11 protein-coding genes are annotated in these 15,068 nt (G+C 71.0%); 5 read left to right on the forward strand and 6 right to left on the reverse strand.

What is annotated here, in order from left to right:
• Nucleotides 1-203: 203 nt before the first annotated feature.
• A complete protein-coding gene (locus Val02_RS37770; RefSeq protein WP_203904120.1) occupies nucleotides 204-1,397 on the forward strand; it encodes a cytochrome P450 in 1,194 nt (397 codons plus the stop codon).
• A gap of 11 nt (nucleotides 1,398-1,408) precedes the next feature.
• Nucleotides 1,409-1,603 carry a ferredoxin gene (locus Val02_RS37775; protein WP_239153642.1) on the forward strand — a complete coding sequence of 65 codons (195 nt, stop codon included), beginning with the start codon at nucleotides 1,409-1,411 and terminating at the stop codon, nucleotides 1,601-1,603.
• 71 nt (nucleotides 1,604-1,674) lie between these two features.
• Here the strand turns inward: Val02_RS37775 and Val02_RS37780 are convergent, their stop codons facing one another.
• The 3 genes from Val02_RS37780 to Val02_RS37790 all read right to left on the reverse strand — a co-directional run bounded on the left by Val02_RS37780 (nucleotide 1,675) and on the right by Val02_RS37790 (nucleotide 9,708).
• A complete protein-coding gene (locus tag Val02_RS37780) occupies nucleotides 1,675-4,566 on the reverse strand; it encodes an RICIN domain-containing protein (RefSeq protein WP_203904121.1) in 2,892 nt (963 codons plus the stop codon).
• Between the two features lie 95 nt (nucleotides 4,567-4,661).
• Nucleotides 4,662-6,026: an Hsp70 family protein gene (locus tag Val02_RS37785; protein WP_203904122.1), complete on the reverse strand. Its 1,365-nt coding sequence runs from the start codon at nucleotides 6,024-6,026 to the stop codon at nucleotides 4,662-4,664.
• 145 nt (nucleotides 6,027-6,171) lie between these two features.
• Nucleotides 6,172-9,708 carry an ABC transporter ATP-binding protein gene (locus Val02_RS37790; protein WP_203904123.1) on the reverse strand — a complete coding sequence of 1,179 codons (3,537 nt, stop codon included), beginning with the start codon at nucleotides 9,706-9,708 and terminating at the stop codon, nucleotides 6,172-6,174.
• Nucleotides 9,709-9,966: 258 nt separating this feature from the next.
• Between Val02_RS37790 and Val02_RS37795 the strand changes: the two genes are divergently transcribed.
• Entirely contained in the window at nucleotides 9,967-11,475 is a 1,509-nt protein-coding gene (locus tag Val02_RS37795; protein ID WP_203904124.1) for an alpha/beta fold hydrolase, read from the forward strand.
• Here Val02_RS37795 and Val02_RS37800 read toward each other — a convergent pair.
• Together Val02_RS37800 and Val02_RS37805 are read right to left on the reverse strand one after the other, a co-directional pair.
• Entirely contained in the window at nucleotides 11,472-12,434 is a 963-nt protein-coding gene (locus Val02_RS37800) for a helix-turn-helix transcriptional regulator (protein ID WP_203904125.1), read from the reverse strand. The genes Val02_RS37795 and Val02_RS37800 overlap by 4 nt on opposite strands.
• Before the next feature lie 260 nt (nucleotides 12,435-12,694).
• The gene (locus Val02_RS37805) at nucleotides 12,695-13,216 is read right to left on the reverse strand and encodes a hypothetical protein (RefSeq protein WP_203904126.1); all 522 of its coding nucleotides are present in this window, start codon (nucleotides 13,214-13,216) and stop codon (nucleotides 12,695-12,697) included.
• A 321-nt stretch (nucleotides 13,217-13,537) separates the two neighbouring features.
• On the opposite strand from Val02_RS37805, the gene Val02_RS37810 reads away from it, so the two are divergent.
• Together Val02_RS37810 and Val02_RS37815 are read left to right on the forward strand one after the other, a co-directional pair.
• On the forward strand, nucleotides 13,538-13,906 hold the full coding sequence (locus Val02_RS37810) for an STAS domain-containing protein (RefSeq protein WP_203904127.1): 369 nt from the start codon (nucleotides 13,538-13,540) through the stop codon (nucleotides 13,904-13,906).
• A gap of 163 nt (nucleotides 13,907-14,069) precedes the next feature.
• Nucleotides 14,070-14,429 (forward strand): STAS domain-containing protein, encoded by a 360-nt coding sequence (locus tag Val02_RS37815; protein WP_203904128.1) that lies wholly within the window; start codon nucleotides 14,070-14,072, stop codon nucleotides 14,427-14,429.
• Nucleotides 14,430-14,435: 6 nt separating this feature from the next.
• Here Val02_RS37815 and Val02_RS37820 read toward each other — a convergent pair whose 3' ends face one another.
• Nucleotides 14,436-15,017 (reverse strand): hypothetical protein, encoded by a 582-nt coding sequence (locus tag Val02_RS37820; RefSeq protein ID WP_203904129.1) that lies wholly within the window; start codon nucleotides 15,015-15,017, stop codon nucleotides 14,436-14,438.
• Nucleotides 15,018-15,068 lie beyond the last annotated feature (51 nt).

Here is a 15,068-nt window from a genome sequence, read left to right on the forward strand (position 1 = left end):
CTGGACCGAACAGTTCGGAATCCGGCCGCACTTGCACGGCATTCCCAATCCCGGCGCGCGGGTGTCTATTGTGGACGACTCCGTCACCGAGGACCGTTTCGTGGCCCGTACCAGCACGATGACCGGCCGGTTGCCGTCCTCGGCTGGAACATGCCCAAACAGGTACGTCTGCTCCGCAACGCCTCACCGGTGGGAGGAAGAGCATGACCATCCAGGAGTTCCCGATGGCGCGGGCCGCGGGGTGTCCGTTCGATCCGCCGCCCGCCCTGCACGAACTGCAGCGCGAGGCCCCGCTGACGCGGGTTCGGTTGGCGAACGGCACGACACCCTGGCTCGTGACCCGCTACGCCGAACAGCGTGCGCTGCTCAGCGATCCGCGGATCAGCGCCGACGTGCGGCACCCGGGTTTCCCGGCCGGTGCGTCGGTCGACCGCCACCGTGTCTCAATCGGGTTCGTCCTGATGGACGATCCGGAGCACAGCCGGCTGCGCCGCACGGTGACCGCACCCTTTGCCGTCAAGCGGGTCGAGGCGATGCGGCCGCTCGTCCAGTCCATTGTGGATGGACTCATCGACGAGATGCTCGACGGGCCGCGGCCGGTGGACCTCGTGCAGGCGTTCGCGCTGCCGGTGCCGTCGCTGGTCATCTGCGAACTGCTCGGCGTCCCGTACACCGATCACGACTTCTTCCAGGACAACAGCAAGCACCTCGTCAACCGCAACGCGTCGCCGGCCGAACGCCGCGAGGCGTTCCAGATATTCAACGCCTATCTGGACGACCTCATCGGCGCCAAGACGGCCGCGCCCACCGACGACCTGCTCTCCCAACTCGCCGCTCGCATCGAGGCGGGCGAGCTGGCCCGCGCCGAGGCCGCCGGGATAGCCACACTGCTGCTCATCGCCGGCCACGAGACCACGGCGAACATGATCGCGCTCGGCACGTTGGCCCTCCTGGAGAACCCCGACCAGCTGACCCTGCTGCGGGAGACGGACGACCCGAAACTGATCGCCGGCGCCGTCAACGAACTCCTGCGCTACCTGAACATCCCCCACGGCGGCCGACGCCGCGTGGCCCTGGCGGACATCGAGATCGCCGGTGAGCTGATTCGCGCCGGCGAGGGCATCATCATGGCGAACGACATCGGCAACCGCGACCCGTCCGTCTTCACCGATCCGGACACCCTGGACCTGACCCGGGACGCGCGCGGCCACCTGGCGTTCGGCTTCGGGGCGCACCAGTGCCTCGGCCAGCCGCTGGCCCGCATGGAACTGCAGGTCGTGTACGGCACGCTCTACCGGCGCATCCCGTCCCTGCGCCTCGCGACCTCCATCGACCGGATTCCGTTCAAGCACGACGGTTCCGTGTACGGCGTCTACGAACTCCCGGTGACCTGGTAAGGAGCGAATCCGTGAAGATTCAGCTCGATCAGGAGAAGTGCGTCGTGTCGGGGCAGTGCTTGCTGGCCGCGCCGGAGGTGTTCGACCAGCGCGACGAGGACGGGATCGCGTTCCTCCTGACGGAGTCCCCGGGGGCGGACACCGTGGCGGAGGTGCGGCACGCGGCCGCGGTCTGCCCCGTGCTGGCCATCACCCTGGAGGACTGAAAGATCGTTACGTTTCACGGAAAGGTGCGTTCTGGGTGCACCTTTCCGTGAAACGCGCTGATCATCGGGGCCTAGATCACCCGCCACAGGTGGTCGAGGGTGCCGTTGTTGTCGAACTGCACCACCTGCGCGCTGTTAGCGGCGGACATCCCGTCGACCCCCAGCACCTTTCCGCTGTTCTGGTTCTGGATCAGATACCAGCCGTCGCCCGCGGGCACCAGCTTCCACAGGTGATCCGACGTCCCGTTGTCGTCGAACTGCACCACCCGCGCGCTGTTCGCGGTCGACATCCCGTCCACGCCCAGCACCTTGAGGCTGTTGCGGTTCTGGATCCGGAACCAGTCGCCGCCGGAAGGAAGCAGCCGCCAGTCATGATCAAGAGTTCCGTTGTCGTCGAACTGCACCACGTTCGCGCTGTTGGCCACGGACATCCCGGCCACACCGAGCACCTTTGAGCTGTTGCGGTTCTGGATGCGGTTCCAGGTGACGGCGCCGGGCGTGCCCTCGACGCGCCACTCGAGGATCCCGCCGGAGACGCCGGCCCGCAGTTGCACGCGCGCCCGCAGCCCGGTCGTCGTCACCGGCGCGAACGTCACCCGGTTGAACGTGTTCAGCGCGACGCCGTACGCGGAGGCGCCGGTGACCGGCCGCCACTGGCCGGCGGTGTCGCGCCACTGGAGGTCCCACGAGGCCGGCACGCGGCACTGGCCGGTCCCGGTGTCGTCGAACCAGTAGACCGCCACCGCCGAGGTGGTCACCGACGCGGCGTAGTCCAGCTGCGCCCACTCGCTCGTGCCGAGGTGGTCCCACCAGGTCATCCGCGGGATGGTGTGGTCGTTCGAGGCCGCCGGGATCTTGCCGTCGTTGATCGCGGCGACGGAGTCGCCACCCCAGACGTGCGACGCCGAGGCGTCCGCGGGCAGGATCCAGTCGATCGCGTCCGGGCCTTCACCGATCCGGGGGAACGTCGTGATGCGCACCCGCTGCGCCCCCATCGGCAGCAGCGTGACGGTCTCCGCCGGTTGGCTCGAACGGGCGGGACTGCCCTGCAGCGGCCGCACCACCCCGTCGACGTCGGCCTGCCAGTTGGGGATCCGCTTGGCGGTGACCCGCAGCGACACCGGCGCCCCGTCCCGCGTGAACGGGTTCGCCGGCATCGCGCCGACCTTGCGGATCACCTGTGCCTGCGGGTTGGCCGGGTCGATGACGAGCCCGTAGTTCCACGGGGAGTCGGCGTACACCTCGCTGGTCGGCCAGGCCTCGGAGCCGCCGATGCGGTTCCAGCGTTCGGCGATGGACAGCGAGTAGGTGAGCGGGCCGTGGTCGACGGAGACGGCGTTCTGGTTGCGCGTCCAGGTGCGCACCGACACGCGCATCGGCAGGCTGAGGATGATCAGGTCGTTGTTGTTCCAGGTCTGCTCGAGCACCACGAACGACCCGGGTTCCAGCGTCCCGGTGACCGGCGAACCGTTGACCCGCACCGAGGCGCCGGTGGCCCACTTCGGGATGCGCAGGTACAGCGGGAACGCGACGGCGGCGGACGTTCGGACGGTGAAACGCACGGTCTCGTCGAACGGGTACGCCGTCTCCTCGACGATCGTCACCTGCGTGCCGGACCCACCGACGCGGGCCGTGACCTCGGAGCCGCCGTACATCGCGGCACACAGCCCGTTGTCGAACGTCCCCATCCACAGTTCCTGCGCGTAGTACGGCCAGCCCATGCCGTAGTTGTGCGGGCAGCAGCGGTAGTTCCGGATGCCGAGCATGTACGCGAGCATCGGGAAACCGTTCTGGAACTGGCCCTGCGTCTTCTGCCGGTCGTCGAGCGAGATGCTGTTGGCGCAGCTGACGTAGTGGATGCCCTTCTGCGCCGGGTCGAGCGCGGCCGGCAGCAGGTTGAACGCGAGGTCCTCGCACCGGTCGAGCCACACGGAGTCGCCGGTCATCCGGGCCAGCATCTGGTGGCTGTGCATGAACTCGACGATCCCGCACGTCTCGAAGCCCTGGCGCGGGTCGATGTAGCCGGGGCGGCAGTTCTCGTCGCCGGCGAAGCCGCCCCCGGGGAAGTTGCCGTACTGCGCCATGACGGTGTCGTAGTCGCGGTACGTGGCGGCCGGGAACTTCGGGTCCGGGTCGAGCAGGCCGAACTGGGCCGGTTCGCGGAAGCCCTGGGTGATGTTGACGTTGTGCCAGTTCGGGATGCCGTTGGTGTAGTCGGCCATGCCCGCGTGGATCTTGCGAACCAGGTCCAGCAACCAGGCCTCGCCGCTCTGGTTGTACAGCCAGTAGATGCTGTCGATGTTGTCGCCCCAGCGCTGGGCGCCCCACCCGCGGCTGAACACCACCGCCGGCTGGGTGTTCTGGAACTGGAAGTACCGCCGCATGAACGGCGCGACCCGCGTGTCGCCGGACCAGTCGGCGTACGAGCGCAGCGCGTCGAGCAGCGGCATGTGCGGCCAGAAGTCGGGGCCGCCGCTCTCGGCGGTGCGCAGTCGGTCGGGACCGAAGTATCCGTCGGTGGCCTGGTTGGCGAGGATGCCGTCGACCCACTGGCGGGCGAGGGCGATGATCCGCTGGTTGCCGGTGACGTAGCCGAGGTCGCCGAAGCCGCGCAGCCAGTACGGGAGTTCCTCCCAGGCGTCGCGGGTGTGGTCGATCCAGCCGTTCCCGGCGTAGACGAGGTAGTCGGAGACCTCGGGCATGCGCCCGCACAGCCCCTCGGCCTCGGTGTTGAGTTGTGTGCGGAGCCAGCCGGTCGGCTTGACGGCGCCGGGTGGGAGTTTGAGGAACGGCACGGCCTTGAGGGGTGCGCGGTTCTGGCCGTAGAAGCCGGTGCGGGTCGTGGCGGTGACGGTCTTCACCGTGCGGACGGCGGCGTTCGCGGTGCCGGGAATGGCTGCGCCGAGGGCGATCGCGCCCCCGACGACGACCGGTCCGCGCGTGACGAGGGTGCGACGTTCCATGGTCACTCCTGCTCCTGGGCGGGAAGCATTGATGGTGACCGATTATGCGTGGCAGGTTTGTTCTATGAAATAGATTGTTTGAACTTGTTTGATTCTCAGGAGAGCTTGATGGGTAGCTCCCGGCCCGTCACGCCGTCCCGCGCGGTGATCGAGAAGACGCCGTTCGCGTCGACGTCGAGCGTGACCGCCAACTGCGGACTCCCCGCCGGGCCGCCGGGCAGGTCACCCACCTCCGCCGTCAGCATCTGCTGTGGAACGTCGTCGGCGGCGGCCCGTTCGTGCAGCGTGAGCGCGAGATCGGCCTGATCGTCGACAGCCGTGGTGTACACCGTCGTGCGCAGCGCCGGCAGCGTCGTGTTGCGCGGCACGATCGTCGTGAACGTGCCGTCGTCGTGCGACGTTCCGATGTCCATCGTCGTGACGTCCAGCAGCAGCACGTTCGGGATCGCACCGGTGAGGATGCCGCCCTGCAGCGCGGCGCCGTGCGCGACGGCCTCGTCCGGGTGCAGCGCGTGGCTCGGCTCCAGGCCGGTCAGCTCGGCGATCTTCGCCGCCACGGCCGGCATCCGGGTGGCGCCGCCGACCAGGAGCACCCGGTCCGGGGCGGCGCCGGCGTCCTCGATCGCCCGGCGGATCGGCGCGGCGAGGCGTTCGACCAGGTCGGCCGTTGCCTGCTGGAACTGCGCGCGCTCGACCGTCACGTCCAGCGGCGTCGTGCCGACCAGGTACGGCACGCGCACCGGCGTCGCCTCCCGGGCGGTGAGATCCCGCCGGGCCTGCTCGGCCGCCGCGGCCACCCGCAGGACGGCCACCGGGTCGGTGCTCACGTCGATGTGGTGCTGCGCCCGGAAGGCGTTCAGCAGGTAGCCGACGATCCGCTGGTCGAAGTCGTCACCGCCGAGCATCGGATCACCGGCCGTCGCGAGCACCTCGACGACGCCGTCTCCCACCTCCACCACGGCCGTGTCCAGCGTGCCGGCGCCGAGGTCGACGATGAGCAGGCGTTCCTCCGCCTCGGGATGGCCCAGGCCGTAGGCGAGCGCCGCCGCGGCCGGTGCGCTGATCAGGCGCAGGACCGTGATGCCGGCGCGTTCCGCCGCGAGCCGCAGCATCTCCCGGGCGGTGTGGAACATCGTCACCGGCACGGCGATCACCGCGTCGTTGATCGGTTCCCCGAACTGGGCCTCGGCGTCCTCGCGCAGCTTGCGCAACAGGCGGGTGGCGATCCGGACGAGCAGGTCCGGGTCGGCGGCCCGCTGCGGGTCCAGGCGCAACGTCATCGCGGGATCGCGCACGGCGTGCTCCCGCGCGGCGGCGCCCACCAGGGCCGCCCCGAACGTCGGGTACGCCACGTACGACGGCACCAGCCCGGACCGGGTGACGAACGGCTTCGCCCCGTCGCGCAGCGCCGCCGCCACCGAGTGGGCGGAGCCGAGGTCGATGCCTAGCACCCGGGACACGGCGACCACTTCCTGCACGACCGTCGATGCCCATTCTGCCGAAACGAAACTGTAGGGCGCGCATTGGTTTACGCCCGACGGCACCGTACACCGCTCCCCCCGCCGGGCGTAGTTCCACCTACATCGCTGTCCGCCCCCCGCCGGATCACCCGGCGAGGTGTCCCCATCGATCGGCCAGGTCGCGCCACGTGCCCTGGGCCACGGCCCGGCCGCCCACCAGCACCACGACCACATCAGCCTGGGCCAGCGCCGCCCGCTTGGAGGTCGAACCGACCACGGTCACCCCGTGCCCGCGCAGCGCCCGCCACAGATCCAGCTCGGTCGTCACGTCCAGGGCGGACGAGACGTCGTCGGCGATCAGCAGCTCGGTGCGCGGGGCCAGGGCGCGGGCCAGCGCCAGCCGTTGCAGCTGGCCGCCGGAGAGCCGGGTGCCCTTGTGCCCGATGAGCAGGCCCAGCCCGCTGCCGGCCGCCGCGAGGTCGTGCTCCAGCTGGGCCGTCGAGATCGCGCCGGCCGCGTCGACCTCGTGGCCGAGCTGGATGTTCTCGGCGATGGTGCCGGAGAGCACCCGGGGCAGCTGCGCCACGTAGCCGACCTGGTTGGGGCGCAGGAACAGCTCGGGCTCGGTCACCGCCTGTCCGTTCCAGAGCAGGTCGCCGGTGTGGTGCACGATGCCGGCCAACGCCCGCAACAGCGAGGACTTGCCCGAGCCGACCGGGCCGACCACGAGCACCAGCTGTCCGCTGGTGACGCTCAGCTCGATGTCGCTCGCGCCGACCGTACCGTCCTCGTGCACCGCGCTGAAGTTGACCAGGTCGAGCCGGCGCAGCCGGTTGCGCGGGGCGGTGTCCGGCGCCGGTGCGGTACCGGCCGAGATGTCCACGCCCGGAACGGCCGCGGTGTAGGCGGCGACGCCGGTCATCGACACCGTCCGCCGGGTCCACACCCGGGCCGACGGGATCGAGGAGACCAGCGACGCCGTGGTCCACCCGAACCAGCGCGCCGCGGTCAGGGTGGAGGTCGCCACCAGCGCCGCCCCGGCCGACATGCCGCCCGTCAGGTACAGCGCCCACACGCCGATCGGCAACAGCCCGCTGGCCAGCGCCGGTGTCGAACGGGCCCACACCTGCATCGCGATCTCGCGCCGCTGCCGGTCGCTGCGCTTGCGGTCGAGGCCCGCCAGGTGCCGCAGCACCGGATCGGTGGCGCCGGCGAGCTTGACCGTGCGGGCCGCGGAGAGCGAGGAGACCAGGGCCGTCGCGAACGCCGCCCGCGCCGCCACCGTCTTCTTCGCGGAGCTGGCCAGCACCCGGGCGAACAGCGTCGCCGTGAGGCCGGAGAGCAGGATCGCACCGGCGAAGAATCCCACCGCCGCACCGGAACCGGAGACGACGTAGATCGAGATCAGCACGATCATCGCGATCGACTGGTCGATCAGGTTGTCGGCGAGGATCACGACGCGTTCGGTGTCGCCGCCCTGGGCCACCACCTCGGCCGGCGTGTGCTTGCTCACCCGGCGCGGCCCGGTCTGCCCGTGCACCAGCCGCAGGCTGATCCGCAGCATCTGGCGCACCCACCACTCCGGGAACCACCGCTGGGTGAACTCGAACGTCGGGATCGTCACGACCAGGCACACGACGATCCAGAACGCCGGCCAGAACAGCGAACCCTCGCCGTCCACCACGTCCGCCCAGAACCACGGCAAGATCGCGCTGTCGGTGCCGAGCAGCACCATGATCAGGAACAGCGCGATCGCGCCGAGGCCGTAGCGGGCGTCGTTGGTGGTCAGGCGGAAGATCTCGCGCAGGGTGCGCGCGGGCGGCTCCGGCGGCAGCGGCGGGGGATCGGTCTTGGTCGGCGCCGCGCGGGACCCGGCGGACGCCCCGGGTGCCTCGGGTGCCTCGGGTCCCGCGGGCTTCTCGACCTCGGCCGGCTCCCAGGCGACCGGGAGCAGGTCGTCGTCGTCCGCCGGCTCGGCCAGCGCCACCCGACCGGCCGGCCGGCCGGTGGTCGACGCGGCGGCCGCCTGGCTGGTCGCGAGGAGGCGGGCGAAGCGCTGCGACTCCCGCAGCGGGCCGGCCTCCACGACGACGCCGTCGGCCAGCACCACCACCTCGTCGCACTGGCGCACCGAGGAGAGCCGGTGGGCGATGATGATGCCGATCCGGTTGTGCAGCAGGCGGGCGGTGGCGCGCTGCACCTGGCCCTCCGTCACCGGGTCGAGCCGGGCCGTGGCCTCGTCGAGGATCACCACCTGCGGATCGCGCACCAGGATCCGCGCGAACGCCACCAGCTGTTCCTGCCCGGCCGACAGCACGTGGCCGCCGTCGCCGAGCTTGGTGCGCATGCCCTCGGGCAGTTCGGCGATCCAGGGGGCCAGGCCCAGCTCGTGCAGGGCGCGCTCGGCCCGGTCGAGCAGGGCCGGGTCGAACAGCGCGATGTTTTCCGCCAGGGTGCCGGCCAGGATCTCGGTGCGCTGCGGCACCACGGCGATCCACCGGCGCAGCCCCTCCAGGTCGAGGTCGCACAGGTCGGTGTCGCCCAGGAAGACGGTGCCGCGCGGGATGTCGACCGCCCGGGTCAGCACCTTGGCCAGCGTGGACTTGCCGGAGCCGGTGCGCCCGATGAGCGCGTACGAGCGCCCCCGCGCGAACGTCAGCCGCAGGTCGTCCAGCGCCGCCCGGCGCCCGTCGGCCGCGTAGCGGTAGGTCAGCCCGCGCACGTGAAGGTCGCCGTCCTGCGGCGCGGCGCCGCCCGGCGGCTCCTGCGGCGAGTCGCGCAGCAGCTGCACGCGGCCCCACGCGCCGAGCGCGTACTGCAGCTCGGGGACGTGCCGGCCGACCTGTTCGACGGTGCTGCCGAACGCGATGGCGAGCAGCCACACGGCGGTGAGCTGCGCGCCGTCGATCCGGCCGGTGGCCAGCGCCCACGCCCCGCCGATCACGACGAGCGCGACACCCAGGCGGACGATGCCGGTCGCGGTCGACATCACGCGCGCGGAGAGCCGCCAGACGATGCGCCCCTTGGCCAGCACCTGGCTGGCGCGCTGGGCGTAGAGCCGCAGCACGTACGGGCGGGCGAGGCTGGTGCGCACGTCGTCCTGGCCGTGGATGGACTCCTCCATCACGGCGGCCAGGTCGGACCAGGCCTCCTCCTCGCCCATGCGGGCCGGAGCGATCTTCACCACCGGGCGGCGCAAGGTCACCACGACGATCGCGGTCAGCGCCATCATCACCAGGCCGGCGGGCCACCACACCAGCAGCGTCGTGACGATCGACGCCACGCCGGTGGCCAGCGCCTGGGCGATCCGCACGCCGCTGTTGCGCAGCTCGTTGCCGACGTCGTACACGTCGCTGTCGATGCGGTCGAGGAGCTCGCCGACCGGCGTCGTCTCCAGCTTCGGCAGCGGCTGGCCGAACGCCACCCGACACAGCCGGCGCCGCACGTCGGCACCCCAGTCGGCGGTGAGCCGGGCGGCGACGAGGGACTGGGCGAGGTCGCTCAGCACCGTCGCGCACAGCGCGATCGACAGCACCACGAACAGCACGCCGGAACGCTCGACGAGCACCGGCCCGGCGAGCGCGGCGGCCCCGGCCTGACCGAGTGCGCCGATCACGATCAGCACCGCCACCAGGAACGTCCGACCCGGTGAGGTGACCCAGAGGTCGCGTAACAGACGCATCGGAGCGGCACCCCCGGCAGAGACGAACGAACCTCCAGCCTGGACGGATTACCCGCACGACTCAACGCAATTACGGCGTGCTGCGAGCAGCAAGCCCGCAGCTTGCGAGGACCGCCGTCGCGAGCCGGTCAGCACTATGGCTAGGGTCTCCTGCTCGATGGGGCAGCGGCGAGTGCCCGGGGAACCTGCGGAAAACCGCATCGCGCGCGGGTGCGCACCCTACTTACGGCGGCCCGCCGCGCCGACAGGATTTCGTCCATGAGAGGTAGGCGATGGGGTATCGCGGCGGTGGCCGCGGGCGCGTTGACGAGTGGGTCCCTGGTGGCCCTGCCGGCCGAGGCGGGCACCGGGCCGGGGGCGTTCTACGGGCAGCGGGTGCAGTGGCACGGCTGCGCGCTGAACGCCGACGACACCGCCGGCACCGAACTGGACGCCGCCGGCGCGCAGTGCGCCGACATCACGGTGCCGCTGGACTACCGCCGGCCGGGTCGACGCACGATCACGGTGGCGGTCTCCCGGATCAAGGCGACCGACCCGGCCCACCGGATCGGGCCGCTGATGATCAATCTGGGTGGGCCGGCCATCCCGGTGCGCGACATCATCGACGACGCCGCCGCGGCGATGGGGCCGACCGGTGCGAAGTTCGACCTGATCGGGATGGACGTGCGCTTCTCCGGGCGCAGCACGCCGATCGACTGCGGGTGGCCGGCGAGTTGGATCCCGCGGTCGGCCGGCGCCGACCGGGAGTCGTTCGACCGGATGGTGGCACTGTCGAAGGACCTCGCCAAGCGGTGCGGGCGCACGAGCGGCGACCTGCTCGCGCACGCCTCCAGCGCGAACATCGCCCGCGACATGGACGTCGTGCGGGCCGTGCTCGGCGCTCCCCGGCTCTCCTACCTGGGCTACTCCTACGGCAGCTACATCGGCGCGATGTACACGCAGCTGTTCCCCCGCAACGCCGGCCGGATCGTGCTGGACAGCGCGATCGACCCGCAGGACGCCGGCGTGCACCTGCGCGACGCCCAGGGCTTCGAGAAGCGCGACGCGCTGCGGGAGTGGGCCACGCTGGCCGCCGGCGCCGACGGACAGCTCGGGCTCGGCGACACCCCGGAGAAGGTGCTCGGCGTCATCGACGGCATCTACGCGGCCGCCGCGCGCACGCCGTTGAAGGTCGGGCGGTACGAGGTCGACGACACCGTCATGCCCGCCCTGCTGGTCGACAACCTCGCCGACGACAACGAGGAGAACGCGCTCCAGCTGGCCTCGTTCGTCGTGCAGCTGCGGACTGCGGCGGACACCGGGCGCGTCACACCGGACGAGGCCCTCGAAGCGGCGGTCGCCGGGATCGTCGGCGGCGCGAGGTCGGCGTTCCACAGTGGACAGACAGCGATCGAGTGCGCCGACGCTGCGGTGCCGCGAAGCGTCGAGTGGTACCGGCGGGATGTCGGCTCGCGGCGCGCGGCCGATCCGCTGTTCGGCACGCTCAACCGGGTCAACCCCTGCGCGTTCTGGCCCGCGGCGCCGGCTCCCGTGGTGCGCATCGGCAACGGCACCCCGGCGCTGATCGTGCACGCCGACGGCGATCTCGACGCCACCCCGGCGCTCAACCGGAGGATGCACGCCGCGCTGACCGGCTCCCGGCTGGTGACGTTGAACGGGGCACGCACGCACGGCGTGTACCTGTTCCGCGGCGACGGGTGCGTCGACGCGACGGTGAACGCCTACCTCGACACGGGCGCGCTGCCGGCGGCGGACCTGACCTGCTAACCGCTGATCGGGGCGGCGGCCACCAGGCGGCCGCCCAGCTCGCGCACGTACTCGACCAGTTCCGGCGGGTCGACGACCGTGAACGGGATGCCCATGTCCGCCACGTGCGCGGCGAGCGCCAGCATCGAACGGGCGCCGGTGAGCAGCTCGCACCGGTGCCCGTCGAGCGCGTTCACCACACCCGTGTCGGGCGGAACGCGTTCGCGCACGGCCTCCGCGGGAGCCTCCAGCACGAAGCGGCCGCGGAACGGGTACACCTCGAACGCGACACCCTTCGAGACGAAGGCCGCCGCGTCCCCCTCCGGCGGGGTGCGCGGCACGAACCGCGGCCCCGTCGGGAGGATCGGCGTGAGGCGGTCGACGCGATAAGTGCGCCAGTCATGACGTTCCACATCGAAAGCCACGAGGTACCAACGGCGACCGCTGGCGACCAGCCGGTGCGGCTCGCAGATCCGGGTCGACGCGACGTCGGCGCGGTCGCGGTAGTCGAAGCGCAGGCGGTGGTGGTCGCGGCACGCGGCGGCGAGGGTGACCAGAACCTCCGGGTCGACGGTCGGCCCGCCGCCGGCCAGCGGCACCAGCATCGACTCCAGCCCGACCACCCGCCGGCGCAACCGGGCCGGCAGCACCTGTTCCAGCTTGGCCAGCGCCCGCACCGACGTCTCCTCGATGCCGGTGACCGAACCGGTGGCGGCGGTGCGCAGGCCCACCGCGACCGCGACGGCCTCGTCGTCGTCCAGCAGCAGCGGCGGCAGCGCGGCCCCGGCGCCGAGCCGGTAGCCGCCGGCGGTGCCCGCGGTCGCGTGCACGGGATAGCCGAGGGTGCGCAGCTTCTCGATGTCGCGGCGGACCGTACGGGTGGTCACGCTCAGCCGTTCGGCCAGATCCGCACCGGACCACTCGCGGTGCGTCTGGAGGAGCGAGAGCAGCCGCAGCAGGCGCGCCGAGGTCTCCAACATGCGACCAGCCTGGCAGGACGCCCGCGACGTGACGAGCCCGGTGATCCGTTGCGTGCCCCGGTCGACGGAATCTGTCGGGTATACCACTCTCCGCCGTTCGGTGGAAGGGGAACCCGGGGACCGTCTCCCTGCGTATCTAGAACCGAGAGTGCGATCCGCCGCACGTTCGAGAGTCACCGCACGTCAATACAGCAAGCGGCCGGCCTCCTGGGGGGAGACCGGCCGCTTTTTCGCTATCTACGGATCAGCGCGGAGTGAGGTCAGGCGCGAGCGTAGGGGTTGGTGTCCGGGTCGTCGTAGACCACGGTGTCCGGGACGCCGTCGTAGTTGCTGTCGATCACGGTCTTGTCGATCTCGCCGTCACCGTTGGGGTCGTAGCCGACCGCGTCGACCCGGCCGTCGTAGTTGGTGTCCGCGGCGTAGGTGTCGACCCGGCCGTCGTAGTTGGTGTCCGCGGCGGCGATGTCGAAGCGGCCGTCGCCGTTGGTGTCGCCGTAGGCCTGGTCGGCGTGGCCGTCGCCGTTGGTGTCGACGACGTAGGTGTCGAGGCGGTGGTCGCCGTCGCTGTCGGCCCAGGCCTCGTCGGCCCGCCCGTCGCCGTCGGTGTCGTTGTAGACCTCGTTGGCGTAGCCGTCGCCGTCGGTGTCCACGTAGGCGCTGGCGGTGCCGTCGGTGTACTCGGCGACGATCACGTTGTCGTGGCCGTGGTGGCCGTGGTCGTCGTGCTGCTCGTAGCCGTGCTCCTGCTCGTAGCCTTCCGAGCCGGTGTAGTCCTCGCTCATTTTGTCCTCCGCTGAGTCCTAAGACGCTTTATGTAGGGGTCTTCGTCTTGCTGGGTTTTCGGTGCCGCGTTGCTGTTGAAACACACAGTACGAAGCGGCCGGAGGCCTCGGATCCCGGTTTTGTGCCACGTGGAGGAGTCCTCTTTGCGTCGGTTCCACCGGCAGGCGGCTCGCGATCGGTTCCCGATCGGCGTACCGTCGCAAGAAGCGCACGAACGACTGTCGAGTCGGTGATGCTCCGCAAATGGGGTTTTGCCTTCGCGGCGTCGGGCCCCACTGCCCGACTTCCCACGAACCCCGGAGCTGCGCAAGGAGTTGCTGATGACCGCCACGATGCCTGCCCGTTCCCCGTCCGCGGACCGTCCCCTGCTGGTGCTCAGGACGAGTGTGCCCGAGCCGGCCGTGGTCGAGATCGCCGCCAGCGGTGACGTGGACATGAGCACCTCCCCGCAGCTGCGCGAGGCGATCGTCGAGGCGCTCGACGCGCACCGCCCGCAGCGCGTGACGGTCGACCTGGCCGACGTCGCGTTCGTCGACTCGTCCGGCCTCAGCGCCCTGATGTACTGCCGCAACATCGCCGAGCGTGACGGCATCACGCTGCGGGTGACCGCCGCTCAGCCGCTCGTCCGGCGAGTCTTCATGATCACCGGTCTGGTCGACGTGCTTCTCGAGCCGGCTGACCGTCCGTGATCACCCGCCGGGCACCGCTCGGCGCTCATGAACGACCCTTCATGGATTCTGGCCACTCGGCTCGCAACCGGCGCCGGTCGGATCCGGTTACCGTCGGCGCGGTCAGTACGGTCGGCGCGTCCGCAGGAAGCGGGATCATGTAAGGCGTTTTACGGTGGAAAGTATGCGGCTACAGGTCGGTGTGGTCGAGCAACCCTACGGAGCGGTGATCACCGTTTCCGGGATGCTCACCGTCGCCACGATGGGACAGCTCGAGGGGGTACTGGCGCAGCGCCTCGGCGCCCGTCACCCTCTGCTGATCATCGACCTGTCCACGCTCGTTCTCTGCGACTCCACGAGCACCGTGCTGCTGGCCGCCGCCGTCAGCGCCGGCCGGGACTGCGGGGTCACCGTCGCGGTCGCCGCGCCGCCACCGTCGGTACTGCACGTGTTCGAGGCCAGCGGGGTGCTGGCCGAGCTGCCGGTGTACCGGACCGTCGAGGGCGCCAGCCGCCAGGAAAACCGGGACCTTGTTGCCAAATAGGCGCGGTTAGATGGAACTCTCCGGCATCGCCGCTTTCCGGTAATAGCTCACCGCGTTGAGGATGTCGTCGGACTCCGCGTTGGCGTCGCGCATGTCGACCAGCAGGCCGTTGCCGTTGAGCGCCCGCCAGATCTTCGGGTCGTCGAGCCCCACCGAGCCCGGATGGAACTTCATCGTCCCCGCCTGGATGCGCACGCGCAGCCACAGGTCGGTGGCGCTCACGACGCCCACCGCCGTCCATGGCAGGAACACCGAACCGGCATCGCTCTGCGGCACCGCCATCCACAGCCCGTCGAGCCCGGCCGAGAGCAGCCGGTCCATCCCCTGGCGCAGCCGCAGCAGGCTCAGCGTGCCGAGCCCCACGTGGATGGCGCCGACGGCGTAGGCGAACAGGGCGATCCCGGCCCCGACGGCGGCCTTGAGCACGGTGCTGCCGGCGCCGGTGAGCACCATGACCGCGGCGGTGCCGCCGACGACGGCGACCACGATGCTGTGCAGCAGTACCGCGACGGCGGCGGTCCGGGTCGTCAACCGCCGAAGCGCGGGTCGGTCGATACGCACCACGAACTGGTCGTCGGCCTGAGTCATGCCAGCCTCCCCGGTCCCTGGGCCGAGGCTACCCACGCGTAGCGCCCTTGT

Source organism: Virgisporangium aliadipatigenens (genome assembly GCF_016863615.1).
Taxonomy (GTDB): domain Bacteria; phylum Actinomycetota; class Actinomycetes; order Mycobacteriales; family Micromonosporaceae; genus Virgisporangium; species Virgisporangium aliadipatigenens.